At 45.6% G+C, this 15,081-nt stretch carries 10 protein-coding genes and 1 other annotated feature; of the genes, 8 read left to right on the top strand and 2 right to left on the bottom strand.

Annotated elements, in window-relative coordinates; all coding sequences use genetic code 11:
• Nucleotides 1–14: 14 nt before the first annotated feature.
• The 3 genes from DWW60_RS08975 to DWW60_RS08985 are packed head-to-tail and all read left to right on the top strand — an operon-like array spanning nucleotide 15 to nucleotide 3,174.
• A complete protein-coding gene (locus DWW60_RS08975) occupies nucleotides 15–815 on the top strand; it encodes an ABC transporter permease (RefSeq protein WP_004850757.1) in 801 nt (266 codons plus the stop codon).
• Nucleotides 815–1,606 (top strand): ABC transporter permease, encoded by a 792-nt coding sequence (locus DWW60_RS08980; RefSeq protein WP_055146251.1) that lies wholly within the window; start codon nucleotides 815–817, stop codon nucleotides 1,604–1,606. Before DWW60_RS08975 ends, DWW60_RS08980 begins: the two co-directional genes overlap by 1 nt.
• Nucleotides 1,603–3,174: an extracellular solute-binding protein gene (locus DWW60_RS08985; protein ID WP_117875105.1), complete on the top strand. Its 1,572-nt coding sequence runs from the start codon at nucleotides 1,603–1,605 to the stop codon at nucleotides 3,172–3,174. Before DWW60_RS08980 ends, DWW60_RS08985 begins: the two co-directional genes overlap by 4 nt.
• Before the next feature lie 125 nt (nucleotides 3,175–3,299).
• Here DWW60_RS08985 and DWW60_RS08990 read toward each other — a convergent pair whose 3' ends face one another.
• Nucleotides 3,300–3,941, bottom strand: a complete 642-nt coding sequence (locus DWW60_RS08990) for a phosphoribosyltransferase (protein WP_022217543.1) — start codon at nucleotides 3,939–3,941, stop codon at nucleotides 3,300–3,302.
• Nucleotides 3,942–3,996: 55 nt separating this feature from the next.
• Nucleotides 3,997–5,067 carry a pyridoxal phosphate-dependent aminotransferase gene (locus tag DWW60_RS08995; RefSeq protein ID WP_117875107.1) on the bottom strand — a complete coding sequence of 357 codons (1,071 nt, stop codon included), beginning with the start codon at nucleotides 5,065–5,067 and terminating at the stop codon, nucleotides 3,997–3,999.
• A gap of 186 nt (nucleotides 5,068–5,253) precedes the next feature.
• On the opposite strand from DWW60_RS08995, the gene DWW60_RS09000 reads away from it, so the two are divergent.
• The 5 genes from DWW60_RS09000 to DWW60_RS09020 all read left to right on the top strand — a co-directional run bounded on the left by DWW60_RS09000 (nucleotide 5,254) and on the right by DWW60_RS09020 (nucleotide 15,077).
• Complete coding sequence (locus tag DWW60_RS09000; protein ID WP_022217545.1) at nucleotides 5,254–8,820, top strand: DUF5717 family protein; 3,567 nt, start codon at nucleotides 5,254–5,256, stop codon at nucleotides 8,818–8,820.
• A gap of 33 nt (nucleotides 8,821–8,853) precedes the next feature.
• Nucleotides 8,854–10,779: a DUF5716 family protein gene (locus DWW60_RS09005; protein ID WP_117875109.1), complete on the top strand. Its 1,926-nt coding sequence runs from the start codon at nucleotides 8,854–8,856 to the stop codon at nucleotides 10,777–10,779.
• A gap of 7 nt (nucleotides 10,780–10,786) precedes the next feature.
• Nucleotides 10,787–11,623: a hypothetical protein gene (locus DWW60_RS09010; protein WP_117549702.1), complete on the top strand. Its 837-nt coding sequence runs from the start codon at nucleotides 10,787–10,789 to the stop codon at nucleotides 11,621–11,623.
• A gap of 61 nt (nucleotides 11,624–11,684) precedes the next feature.
• Nucleotides 11,685–11,900, top strand: a binding site (T-box leader).
• Between the two features lie 95 nt (nucleotides 11,901–11,995).
• On the top strand, nucleotides 11,996–14,638 hold the full coding sequence (locus tag DWW60_RS09015) for a valine--tRNA ligase (protein WP_022217547.1): 2,643 nt from the start codon (nucleotides 11,996–11,998) through the stop codon (nucleotides 14,636–14,638).
• Nucleotides 14,639–14,768: 130 nt separating this feature from the next.
• On the top strand, nucleotides 14,769–15,077 hold the full coding sequence (locus DWW60_RS09020) for a rhodanese-like domain-containing protein (RefSeq protein ID WP_117875111.1): 309 nt from the start codon (nucleotides 14,769–14,771) through the stop codon (nucleotides 15,075–15,077).
• Nucleotides 15,078–15,081 lie beyond the last annotated feature (4 nt).

The following is a 15,081-nucleotide window of genomic DNA, read 5'->3' on the forward strand; positions in this document are numbered from 1 at the left end:
ATGGAGGGATGAACATGAACGGCTTACGTTTTTCAAGAAAACAGCTGGGCATCCCATACGCATTATTTCTCATATGCTTTGTAGTTGCACCACTGTTTGTAATTATTTATTATGCCTTCACCAACGGCGAGGGCAGGTTTACATTTGACAATCTGACGGGATTCTTTACCAGCCCGAACACCATAGGTACTCTGGCATACAGCTTTTTGCTTGCCATAGCGACTACTTTGGTGTGTCTGCTGCTGGCATATCCGATCGCATATATACTTGCGAGAAGTGAGATGAAAAGGAAATCGGTAATTGTCATGATGTTCGTGCTCCCGATGTGGATCAACTTCACACTGAGGATCACAGCACTCAAGGAAGTGCTCACGGTTATAGAGGGCAATCTGGCATTCCACCCGTTTCTCAATTCGGTTATAGGAATGACATATGATTTCCTGCCATTTATGATACTTCCTATATACACAACCATATTGAAGCTTGATGGCAGTCTTATGGAGGCTGCTGTGGATCTTGGGGCAAATAGCTTCCAGACATTTGTCAAGGTCACACTTCCGCTCACCGTTCCGGGAATCGTCAGCGGAATAGTTATGGTATTTTTACCATCTATGACTAACTATGTTGTGCTTGACATGCTTTACAACAGCACATACATCATGGGTAGTCTGATAGGAAGCTACTTCTCAGCATACAACTGGAACGGCGGTTCCATGATAGCACTCGTCCTTCTTGTGATAATACTTGTATTCACACTTGTGACAAACAAGTACACGGATGACGACGGTGGAAGCAGAGGAGGTGCGTTGTTATAATGAAGAAATGGTCTAAGATTATATTTATATGCATTATGCTGCTTCTCATATATATGCCTATACTGATACTGGCTGTGTACAGCTTTACGACATCGGCAAATATCGGAAGCATTCACGGATGGTCGCTCCACAATTATGTGACTCTGTTCACCAAAGATGAGCTGAGGTCAATGATCGTTGGAACTGTTCTTCTGGCTGCCGGTTCAGCACTGATAGCAACCATTCTAGGAACACTCGGTGCCATAGGTGCTTTTTATTCAAAAAAATGGGCTTCAGCATCGATAAATGCCATGAATGAGGTGCCTGTTGTAAATGCAGATGTTGTGACAGGTTTCTCTATATGTATACTGCTCATAGTTGCATTCGGCATGAGCAAGGACAGCTATGTTCCGCTTGTCATCGGCCATGTGGTTTTGTCGGCACCTTTCGTATATCTGTCGGTAGTGCCAAAGCTCAAGCAGATGGACAGCAGTCTGTATGAGGCTGCGTTAGATCTGGGAGCTACACCTTTCCAGGGACTCACAAAGGTAGTGATACCTCAGATACTTCCGGGTATTATCTCGGGATTTGCGCTGGCTGTTACACTGTCACTGGATGATTACTTCATCGCGACATACACCAAGCCTGCGACATTTGACACCATAAGTACTTACGTTGTAAATGCGACAAAGGGTTCACAGACGGAAGTTAAGACAGCCCTGTGGGCGCTCTCAACAGTCATTTTTGCACTGGTTGTCATAATCGTTGTGGCTATGAATGTGGCCGGAAGAAAGAAGGAGGTGGAGCGATGATAAGACATATATGTTTTGGACGTTCGATTTCCAGAAAGCTGGCGGCAGCAGTCATGGCTGTTTCATTGCTTGCCGGACAGATGCTGCCGGTAATGGCAGCGGAGGATATAGGAGATGCTGCTTCTGTCAAGAGTGACGGCGCATCTGCTACTGAAAAAGAGGTCACTCTCAGGGTGTGCAGCTGGGAAGAGTACATTGACGAGGGTGGCTGGGATGAAGACGAAGCCCTGGAACTGGACAATGGAACAACTATATTTGGTGAGAATTCCATGGTGGAGGATTTCGAGAACTGGTATTACGAGAATTATGGTGTGAAGGTGAATGTTCAGTATTCGTGCTTCGGCACCAATGAGGATCTCTATAATATGCTGACTCTCGGCGATGTGTATGATCTTGTATGTCCTTCGGAGTACATGATCATGAAGCTTATGTCTGAGAACAAGCTTGAGCCTTTATCTGATGGCTTTTTCGATGAGAACAACGACAAGAATTATTATATAAATGGTGTGTCGCCATATATTCGAGATACATTTGAGACTCATGAGATAAATGGTGAGACCTGGAGCAAATATGCGGCTGGCTTCATGTTTGGAATTACGGGAATTCTGTACAATCCGGAGAAGATGACTGCTGACGAGGCGGGAACATGGACAGTCCTCAACAACCCTAAGTTTGCAAAACAGATCACCATAAAAGACAATGTCAGAGATTCCTACTTTGCCGCAGTCGGAGCACTGCAGAGAGACAAGCTGATGGACACTGAATTCAGGGCTCAGGATGATTACTCAGAGCAGCTCAAGGATATCATGAACGATGTCAGTCCTGAGACTATAGCAAAGTCACAGGATCTTCTTCAGGACATAAAGGATAATGTGTATTCATTTGAGACTGACAGCGGTAAGGCAGACATGATAACAGGAAAGGTTGTCGCGAATTACCAGTGGTCAGGAGATGCAGTTTATGCCATGGATCAGGCTGAGGAGGATGGTGTGAAGCTTGACTTTGCGGTCCCTGAGGAGTGCACAAATCTGTACTTTGACGGATGGGTCATGCTGAAAAATGGAATAGACGGTGACGCTGACAGAAAGCAGGCGGCCGAGGCGTTTATCAACTTTGTGTCAAGACCTGACAATGCAGTCCGCAACATGTATTACATTGGTTATACCTCAGTCATAGCAGGTGGGGATGACGATACGGTATATTCTTATCTGGATTACACTTATGGTGCAGAAGATGACGAGGAGGATGTTGTTGATTATCCACTTGGATATTTCTTCACAGGGGACAACTCAGATCCTGACTACGTTCTCAGAGCTCCTGCGGAACAGGTCAACAGACAGCTTGGGGCTCAGTATCCGTCACAGGACGCCATAGAGAGAAGTGCGGTCATGGAGTATTTCGATGAGGATGCCACCAAGGATATCAACCAGATGTGGATCAACATCAGATGCTACAATATCAAAGATGTGCCGATATGGGCATGGTTTATTGTGGCAGCGGTGATCGGTGCACTGGCCGGAGTGATCGTATATCATAAAAGGTCAAAGAAATTTTATCTTGGAAAATAGAATAATATAAAATAAGCGGCTGCCTTGATGGTGTGTGGTTTTCGGTAAGAAAGGCCATATGCCATCGAGGCAGCCGTTTTAGTTTATGTGAGCGGCGAGGGAAAGGTTGTGTTGTTTCTGTGGTATTACAGCATCGAATAACCATAGCTGTTGACAATGGCTTCTATCTTCTTGCCGGCCTTACACATAGGGCACTCGTCAACGGAATAAGAAGCATAGTCGTCGATATCCTTCTTGCTGAACAGAGAGTGAACCTCGTGGCCTGCAACCTCGTCTGTAGCTGAGAAGATAGCTGATATTCCTGAGATGCTTCCACCGTAGTATTCAATACATTCGATGCTCTGCTTGATTGTCTTGCCGGTGGTTGCCGATGCAAGGAGAAGGAGAACGTTCTTGTTCTTGATCATTGGCTGAAGGTTGTCACGGAATATGAGCTGGCCTGAAGAATGAACCTCAGGTGTCATGATGTATATGGTCTGGTGCTGGTTCATGGACACGATACCGTTCTCTGTGAGGGCATTTGCAAGGTAAGCACCGATAACCTCTGTTCCGTCCATGCAGACGATGGTGTCAACGATCGTTGTTGCAACATACTCTGTAGCCATGGATTTGGCAGCAGCGAGAGCCATCTTTCTTCTGCTTTTGATGGTTGTCATATCGATGTATCTGTTGATGTGGGAATGGTTAGTTGCAAAATGTCCGTCAACTACTTTGATGTCCAGTGCATTGTTATAAGACGATGTGATCTTGGTTGTCATGTTTTCCATAGTTTAAATTCTCCTTTTCTATTATTATGTTGTCTGTAAATAAAACAGTAATTTCCTAGACTATTTCCAGCACGGTGTTGACCAGCAGGTCATCCTGTTTTGGATTCATAAAACAGAATCTTATGTATTTGTTGTCAAGTCCGCCTATATCAGCACAGCTTCGTATATAAAGACCCTTTGGCATGCAGTAATCCACCACATCACCCGCGGAAATAGCATCCCTCAGGATACGGATCAGTATGAAGTTGGCGGCCGGTTTGTACAGCTTGATCGACTTGTGGGTGGACAGTGCCGAGTACACAAGGTTGCGCTCGGTTCTGATGAGCTCTCTTGATTCGGCAATGTATTTTTCGTCGGTGAACATGGCGACTCCGGCGGCCTCCACAAGCTTGCCTATCGCAAATGGCAGTCCGGTGATCTCAAGTGTTTTCTTGAGAACAGGATTCGATGTGATCATATATGCCAGCCTGAGTCCGGGAACTGCAAAAAATTTCGTTGTGTTTCGCAGCACGATAACATTCTCGTATTCCGATGTGAGAGGAATGGCAGAATTACTCTCCAGATCATCAACAAAATCCATGTATTCCTCGTCAACGACCATGGTTATGTTATTGCCATCGCATATCTTGGCTATAAATTCCAAAGACTCTGCATCGATTATCTGTGATGTTGTACCATTAGGATTCGATATAAATATAATATCGATGTCCTCTGACAACTTCGATATAAAATCTGCGATGTCGAGGGTGAAATCCTCCTCCTCAGGTGTGGAGTAGTAGATTATCTCACAGCTGTTCATAGAGAGCAGCTTTTCGTAATTCTGTGCTCCAGGTGTTATCAGGATAGCTTTCTTAGGCGAGGTAAATTCGCACAGTATCTTGACAAATTCATAGGAGCTACCGCCGACGATTATGTCGTCTGTCTTTGCTCCGGAGTATGCGGATATGGCCTCCTTTAATTTCTTTGTGTTGTGATCAGGGTATACTGATAACTGACTCATGTTGTCCGCAATAGCTTTAGTAACAGATTCGGGAACTCCCAGTGGATTCATGTTAAGATCTGCACGAACAGTTTCGACCTGACTGAGGAGATTCTCTGTTTTTAGATTGATAACCCCATTTTTCATAAAAAAACCCCTTTTTCAGTTGTTTTAAGTTATTTTTCTGTATATATTGTTTAAAAAGAGACAATATTTTGTTATAATCTGAATATATGTCTTTTTGTCAATTATACCGATTGGAAGCTTCAAATACAACCACTATGAGTGATTTTTGACAAAAAGACAATAGAAATAGATACAGGAGACCAGACGATGAAGGGAATAGTTGAACAGTATGCTCGTGGTGAGTTTAAGGTTGACAGACCAGCGGTAGCCATATCAGTCAGCAAGATAGAATTGAATATCGAGGCGGGAACTGTGTATGATGGAGAGTTTACAGTGGATTCTTCAAACAGTTGTGCAGTGAAACTGATGGTATACGACAGCCGCTATATACTGGATTTTAAGAGTCACACATTTGTGGGCAGGAAGAACAGAGTCAGCTATTCATTTGACGCCCGAGGAATCGAGCAAGGCAAATCCTTCAAGGGTCATATAAATATAATCACTGATGGGGGAGAGTTTATCATCCCTTATCATATAGCTATAGTCGCTCCATATATTCAGGTCGAGGGTAAGAAGCTCGAGGATCTGTTCCAGTTTGCAGCATATGCAGAGGAGAACTGGGAGGATGCCATAAGGATATTCGGAAGCGAGGATTTTGTGCGCACTTTTATAGGCAGGGATGAAAAGCTTCAGAGGGTGTATGACACACTGGGAATGTCACTGTCCATAGGACAGGCCATGGAGGAATTCCTTGTGTATACACACAAGAAGAGGGCACTCACACTGTCCGTGGCTCAGAACGATCTGCTGGTTGAGATGCCATCCGAATTGGTCAGGGCATCGGTTACGATCACCAAGAACACCTGGGGCTACACGAATACCAAGATAGCATCGGACTGCGATTTCCTCATACCGGAGACCAGCGTGCTGAAGTGGAACAGCTTCGATGGCAACACATTTGACCTCAGTTTCCTCATAGATCCGCAGAAGATCCACGACGGGGAATCATCGGGTTACATTTATATATGGAACACTTATCAGAATATGAGAATACAGGTGAGCATCAGAAAGCCTGAGGTCATCAAGATGACTCCAAAGAGCAGGCAGACGAGATTCACCATCAAGAGGGCGGAGGAGGCTCTGATCCGTGCATATATTGACTTCAGAACGGACAAGATCGATCTGAAGAAGTACATAGCGGAGACCAGGGATGCCCTGAACACCCTTATAAAATACAGACCGGAGTATGGCATGTACAGGCTGGGACTGCTCCATATGCAGATCCTGGAGGGACACACGGAATTTGTCGAGCAGGAATTTCTGAGAATAGATGCGGATGCCAATTTCACAAGCATGGAGGACATGGAGAAGTGTTATCTCAGTTACCTGAAGTCGCTTCTGCGCAGGGAGAAGTTCATTATAGACAGAACTGCTGCCATGGTCAGAGAAAGGTTTGAGGCAAATGACAAGAACAGGCTGTTCTATTTCTGGATACTGTTATTTGTGGATGTGAATTATACAGAGGACAAATGGGTTCTCTACGAGGATATACAGAAGCTGTTTAACTCAGGTGTAAACAGTCCGGTAATATACTTTGAGATATGCGACATGTTCAACAAGCAGCCTCTCATGATGAAGAAGATCGCACCGCTTGAGATCGCAGCCCTCAGATGGGGCATGAGAAATGAATTTGTCTCAGAGGATGTCATCGTGGAGTTTGTCAAGACTGCTTCGAGACAGAAGGATTTTGACGAGCAGGCATTTAAGATGCTTGAGCAGATATACGATATGAGGCATGACAGGACGACTCTGGATGCCATTTGTGGAATACTGATCAAGAATAAGATGTACGATCCGTGTTATCACAGATATTACAGTGACGCATCGGACAAGGATCTCAAGTATGTTGGTCTGAATGAATGCTTTATCAGGAGCATGGACAAAAACCACTACGATGAGATACCGGAGGCTATACTCAGATATTTCAGTTACAAGAACGTTTTGACGGACGAGGAGCTGGCGTATATATATGCAAATGTCATCATGAACAAGGAGAACCAGAAGTCGGTGTACAGGGATTTTGTCCCTGCCATTGAGCGTTTCATGGAGAAGATGATACTTCAGGGAAATGTGAGCGATGACCTGACAGTCATATACGATGAATTCCTTGATCCTGATACGGTGAAACCGGAATTTGCCACAAAGCTCATCAACATAATATTCAAGAGAAAGTTCGTGTGTGATAATGAGAATATAACACACATACTGGTATCCCACAGTGAGCTTGGCGGAGAGGTCAAGGTTCCGGTGGTTAATGGTGAGGCATATGTAGAGATAATATCGCCGTCTGCCATAGTCACACTTCTGGATGACAACGGCGGCAGATATGTGAGCACCGTACAGTACAGAATGGAGAGAATCGTAGACGAGAGGAGCTATCTGGACATTTGTCACGAGTACAGTCCAAGGGATTACAGATACCTGTTGTTCCTCTACAACGATATAGATATATTTACACACAGGGATGCAAAGGAGATAAATCTTGCCAGAGATATCGCACTCTGCCCTGAGGTGAGCTACAGGGTGAGACAGGAAGCGCTTACCCATATGGTTGAGTATTATCATGAGAATTTCGATGCGGACATTCTCGGAAAATATTTGTCCAAGATAGATCTGGATTACGTGGATCCTTCATATGCTTCCAGGATAAATACATATTATATAGCTCTGGATATGTATGAGAATGCATTTGAGGGAATGTACAGATTTGGCTATGTGGATGTGGATATAGATGAGCTGATCAAGATAGCCGAGTTTGGAATCGATGACAAGAGATACGATGAGAGCAGGCTGCTCATATCCATATGCGTGTATATATACAGGAGAGGGTACGCCGGACAGAAGATACTGTCATATCTCATCAACAATTACAACGGATCACTCGAGGAGATGGCAAATCTCTTCAAGTCGGTCAATTCAAATTACAGAAATATTGATATGCTGTCTGAGAACATACTCGCACAGATGATGTTCGCGGACGGATATATAGAGTCCATATACGATATATTTGAGGTGTACTATCGCGGCCGCAGCCGAGGCATGGTGGTGAAAGCTTTCCTCAGATATTGCGCGCACCAGTATTTTATAAAGGATCAGAAGATCCCTTCGTATATAATGGAGGATCTGTACAAGGAGATCGCCAAGGGCAATATAAAGGACGAGATATCCAGAATGAGCCTGCTGTATTATTTTAGCAACCGAAGTGGACGATACACTGAGGAGCAGCAGGAATGGATCAAGGCAAATGTAAAACAGTTTATAGAATACAGCAAGATACTTCCGTTCTTCAGAAAATTTGAGTCAATCGTAAAGCTGCCAGGGGATATGAGATTCAAGACATATGTCATATTCAAGGGAGAAAGCGGAAAGCAGGTATGGGTCAGCTACAGCTTTGGCCAGGAGAGCAGCAGTATGGCAAACTACAAATCCGAGAGGATGAATGAGATAATTCCGGGAGTGTATGTTAAGGAAGTTGTCGTATTCCACGGAGAGTCGCTTGTCTACTCCATCGATGGAGTGGTTGGAACTTCAGTCGTGGTTGAGAGCGACATACTCAAAAATGAGACATTCCATAAGGATGGAAGCAGCAGCTTTGAACTTATCAATAGCATGCTGGTTAGCCAGGAGACAAGAAATGACCATGAGCTCATACAGGCAATGGACACATATCTGTACAACAGCCATTTCTTCGACGCCAATTTGATGTTGCTTTAACTTTTTGATTTTTCACAAGGAGGGGCATAATTTATGTCTGACACACAGTTATATCTGGGTCTGGATCTTGGCCCGGAATATACACAGCTTAGTTATTATAATGTTGACACGCGGGAGCCGGAATCGGTGTACCACAAGGAGGCGAGGGATACATATATGCTCCCTAACATCATGTTCTACAGCGCGTACAACAAAAAGACGGATGACGGACAGAGTGAAGCTTACAAGTTCATAGATCTGGCTGGCTGGTGTGCAGGGGCGAAGGCTTCAGCCTGCAGGTTCGAGGAAAATGGAACGGTTGTGGATCAGGTGTATGAGCGTACCCTGAGAAATGAGAATATAGAAGTTGCGGGGCGTAATTATAAGGCGGGAGATCTTCTTGTGAAGATGATGATACTGCATATAAGACAGTTTACCGAGCAGTTTGAGGGTTTTGTGATAAAGAAACTGACAGTCACAGTGGCTGACACAGATCCGCGCATCATAGCTGCAGTCAGAGGACTTAAGTCGGCACTCCGTCTGACCCATGACCAGTTTAATATAGTGAGCCATCTTGACAGTGGCCTGTGCTATATATTTGCACAGCCTGAGCCGCTCAGGAATAACAGCGTGGGACTGTTTGATTTCGGCAGGAGCGGGCTGGATTTTTACAGGATAGATATGACAAGGAAATATCCTTTGATAGTGACCGTTGAGCATGTGAACTTCCATGACAGGATGAACATGAAAAGATTTGGAAAATACCATGAGGATATGGATGAGGCATTTGCGGATATAGTTAAGGAATGTATGTCACAGGTGTTTATATCCTCTGTATTCCTCACGGGAATAGGATTTGCTGACAACTGGATGAAGCAGTCGGCGTCGGTCCTGTGTCAGGGCAGAAGGGTATTTGTTGGACAGAATATATATACAAAGGGTGCATGTTACAGATCGCTTGGCGGTGTGTACACGGAGGCGCTCAGCAGATATTTTATAGATACGGAGCAGACGGTCAAGACAAATATCGGAATAAATCTCATGGATGAGAAGAAGACGTTCTGGCCGATAGCATACGGCGGGCTTGAGTGGTTCAACACCCGCGGAAGCATAGAGGTATTCCTCGACAACACAAGAAGGATACAGATCGTATACCAGGATATACTGACTGAGGAAGAATGGCGGGAGACTGTGGAGATATACGGACTTCCGGCGAGACCAAAGAAGACGACAAAGCTGTCGATATCCGTGGAGTATTATGGTGCGGATAAGGGCGCGATAGTCATCCGTGATCTTGGATTTGGAAGTTTGTATCCTACCACAAATAAGATATACAGAAAAGAATTTGACATAGGAGCCATCAGGAGAAAGCATGCGGAGAAGCTTGAGGCGGCGCGAAGGGAAGAGGAGCTCAGGATACGCATGGGTGACACCGAGGAACTGAGAGGCGAAGATCCGGCGGTGGAGCATGGTAATGCAAAGACGGTGGAAGCCGAGCCGGAGGTACATGAAGAGCCTGTGGTATATTACGGAACAGCGTCACCTGTGGAGCCGGAGACTGTGGAAGAGCCGGATGATTTCGGAACGGAAGCAGAGGATGTTGTGGAAGAGATTGACGACGATGCGGGGGATATGACGGAGGCTGAAGAGTTAGAAGATGATGCGGTCTCTGATCCTGAGAACATTTCAGATGAAATTGATGATGACGAAACGGAATCAGTGGATGCTGCATATGAGGTAGATGATGACGAAACGGAATCAGTGGATGTTGCATATGAGGTAGATGATGACGAATCAGAATCAGATGACATTACAGACGATGCAGATGACAGCGAGACTGAGATCGACGAGTCAGAGCCGGACGATGAAGAAACCATAGATGAAGAGGATCTGGATGACGAAGATTCCGATGAGTATGAGCAGAGTGCGTTCAGCATCCCGTCATACCTCAGAGGACAGCATTTTGATCCGGGAGAGTGATACACATATGAGTGGAATTATTATTTGTAAGACAAAGACAGCGGACAATCCGTACACATTCCTCAATACGAAGATAACCATATATTCATATGAGGAGCTGTGCTACTACATATTCAACAATATGGTGCTCATAGGTAAAGACGACCTTGCGGACAGACTCAGCAACTGGCTGAGAACGGCCATAGACATGGAGGATCTTGCGGACAAGATAGACGCGCTCAATGCCAAGAATGCGTATATCCAGGATATCATGGTGGAGATACTTACATTTGGTGAGTTCTACAGCAAGGATGAAGTGAAGGAATTCATGGACGAGTGCAAGAGAATCAGGACTCTCAAGCCGTATGAGCTGGACAAGAAGAGAGCTGACAGCTACATGATGTACAAGCATTACATCAAGGCTGACGCCATATACGATGACATCATAGAGTACAAGGAGTCACATGGTGAGTACGATGAGTTCCTTGGAAATATATATCACAACAAAGGCGTTGCGCTGGCGGGCAATCTTCAGCTTGAGGAGGCAAAGGATGCTTTCATCAGAGCATTTGCGCTGAATAAGAACAATGAGTCATTGATAGAATACTTCTGTGTAATGGCGGTGACGGTGGACACGGCGACACTCCAGAGGGAGATAAGAAAGCGCGGTATGCCGGCCGGATTCCTGGACGATCTGATGAACGAGATCGCTGATTCAAAGGAGGATGTACATGAGATGTCCATATACAACAAAGTCCAGAAGGCTGTGTACAACAGAATGCACGGCGACATAGAGGACTATGACAGGCGTATGAATTCCATCCTGAGTGCACTCAAGGATCAGTTCAGAAATCAGATAGGATGACTTTGTGCTTGACGTACAGCCAGCCTATGTTGTACTATCACAATGAATAAAGAAGATATATGCAAATGCTGTGACGAAGAGGAGTAGCATGTGGAGTCAGACAGAGAGAATGGTTCGTGGGCTGTGAGACCGTTCCTGACAGAGACTTGTGAAGGTAGCTTCTGAGCTGCATGGCTGAAAGATCATGATAAGGATAGGCCATGCCGGGGCGTTCCCGTTATAGGATAAGATGAGATACAAAACAAGGTGGTAACGCGAATATTTACTCGCCCTTCTGACAGAATGTCCGGAGAGCGGGTTTTTTTGTGAAAAATTTTGTAAAAGTATATATCAACATGTAAGAGATCAGAAAGAATAGAAAGGAAGAATGAGATGAAAGAGTTAGAGAAGACATATGATCCTTCCCAGATAGAGGACAGACTCTACAGAAAGTGGGAGGAGAAGAAGTATTTCCACGCAGAGGTTGACAGGAGCAAGAAGCCATTTACGATCGTAATGCCACCTCCAAATGTAACAGGACAGCTCCACATGGGACATGCCTTGGACAATACAATGCAGGATATACTTATCAGATTCAAGAGAATGCAGGGCTACTCAGCACTGTGGCAGCCTGGTACAGACCACGCAGCCATCGCAACCGAGGTCAAGGTTACAGAGAAGCTGAAGGAGCAGGGAATAGATAAGAAAGAGATCGGCCGTGAGGAGTTCTTAAAGCATGCGTGGGCATGGAAGGAAGAGTACGGCAACCGTATCGTGAGCCAGCTCAAGAAGATGGGTTCATCCGCTGACTGGGACAGAGAGAGATTCACCATGGACGAGGGATGTTCCAAGGCAGTCAAGGAAGTATTTGTAAGACTGTACGAGAAAGGCTACATCTACAAGGGCTCAAGGATCATCAACTGGTGTCCTGTATGTAAGACTTCCATATCAGATGCTGAGGTTATACATGAGGAGCAGGACGGATTCTTCTGGCATATCAACTATCCTGTAGTTGGAGAGCCTGGAAGATTTGTGGAGATAGCAACCACAAGACCGGAGACACTTCTCGGAGATACAGCCGTTGCAGTAAATCCTGACGATGAGAGATACACAGATATAGTAGGAAAGATGCTGGAGCTGCCACTCACAGACAGACAGATCCCGGTTATCGCAGATCCATATGTTGACAAGGAGTTTGGAACAGGATGTGTAAAGATCACACCTGCACATGACCCTAACGACTTCGAGGTTGGAAAGCGTCACAATCTTGAGGAGATAAATATACTGAACGATGATGCAACCATAAATGAGCTCGGAGGCAAGTATGCAGGCATGGATCGCTACGAGGCAAGAAAGCAGATGGTGGCAGACCTTGACGCACTGGGACTTCTCGTAAAGGTAGTTCCACACAGCCACAACGTAGGAACACATGACAGATGTAAGACAACTGTAGAGCCTATGATCAAGCCTCAGTGGTTCGTCCGCATGAAGGAGATGGGACAGGCAGCACTTGACATCATCAAGACCGATGAGCTCTCATTTGTGCCTGAGCAGTTCGACAAGACATACATCCACTGGCTTGAGAACATCCGTGACTGGTGTATATCAAGACAGCTCTGGTGGGGACACAGAATCCCTGCATGGTACTGTGACGAGTGCGGCGAGACCATCGTCAGCCGTGAGACACCTACAGTATGTCCAAAGTGCGGATGTACACATCTCACACAGGATGAGGATACGCTCGATACATGGTTCTCATCTGCACTGTGGCCATTTTCAACACTTGGCTGGCCGGATAAGACACCTGAGTATGAATACTTCTATCCTACAAGCGTGCTTGTAACCGGATACGACATCATATTCTTCTGGGTAATCCGTATGGTATTCTCAGCACTTGAGCAGACAGGCAAGAGCCCATTCAAGCATGTGCTGATCCACGGACTTGTAAGAGACGACCAGGGACGTAAGATGAGTAAGTCACTTGGAAATGGTATTGACCCGCTTGAGGTTATAGATAAGTACGGTGCAGATGCCCTTCGTCTGACACTTATAACAGGAAATGCTCCTGGAAACGACATGCGTTTCTACTGGGAGAGAGTTGAGAATTCCAGAAACTTTGCAAATAAGATCTGGAACGCAACACGTTTCATCATGATGAACATGGAGAAGGCAGATTTCACAAATGTGAAGCTGTCAGACCTGACAATAGCTGACCGCTGGATCCTGTCCAAGGTCAACACACTTGCAAAAGAGATGACAGACAATATGGAGAAGTTCGAGCTTGGTATCGCTGTATCCAAGGTATACGACTTCATCTGGGAGGAGTTCTGTGACTGGTATATCGAGATGGTTAAGCCTCGTCTCTACAACGATGAGGATGAGACAAAGGCAGCAGCACTCTGGACACTTAAGACAGTTCTGATCCAGGCACTTAAGCTTCTTCATCCATACATGCCATTCATCACAGAGGAGATCTTCTGCAACATTCAGGACGAGGAGGAGTCGATCATGATCTCCAAGTGGCCTGAGTACACAGACGAGTGGAACTTTGAGGCTGACGAGGCCGCTGTTGACACTATCAAGGCAGCAGTCCGTGCCATCAGAAACCTTCGTACAGGAATGAACGTACCACCTAGCAGAAAGGCAAAGGTATATGTCGTATCTGCAAAGGAGGACGTGAGACATATATTTGAGTCATCAAAGAGCTTCTTTGCCACACTGGGTTATGCCAGCGAGGTACACGTTCAGGAGGACAAGACAGGAATCGATGAGAATGCAGTATCAACACTGATCCACGATGCCGCTGTATACATTCCTCTTGAGGAGCTTGTGGATATCGACAAGGAGATCGAGCGACTTGAGAAGGAGGCTGCTAAGCTTGCCGGAGAGATCAAGCGTGCATCAGGAATGCTTGCAAATCCAAAGTTCGTTGACAAGGCCCCAGCCGCAAAGGTTGAGGAGGAGAAGGCAAAGCTTGCCAAGTACACTGAGATGTCTGAGCAGGTTGCCGAGCGTCTTGCACAGCTTAAGAAGTAATTATAAGGTCCCGACAGACGGAATTGGCTTTTCGCCTGCCGGGATCTTCGTTTTTATTGTGTCGATGAGACATTTCCTTCATATCATATAACAGAAGAGGTTTTTCTGTCGGTATGAAGGAGGTGGAGAAATGGGATTCACAAGTATTCCCATACGTAACATCATACGTGAAGCTGTTGCAAGGGGCGGCATAATAGTGGATGTCAGGGACCGCGATGAATTTCTGGAGGGACACATCCCCATGGCGGTAAATATTCCATTTGAGTTGATAGAAGCGAGGGAGTATACTCTTCCCAAAAGCAAATATCTGCTGGTATACTGTGCTCATGGGGTGAGCAGCATGAAGGCTGCGCTCATCATGAGCGAGGATGGATACAGAGTTATCAACACGGTGGGAGGCCTGGCGCAGTACAGAGGCCCGCTCACAAGACAGAGATAGAACA

It is taken from the genome of Coprococcus sp. AF16-22 (assembly GCF_003461545.1).
In the GTDB taxonomy this organism is placed as follows: Bacteria; Bacillota; Clostridia; order Lachnospirales; family Lachnospiraceae; genus Coprococcus; species Coprococcus aceti.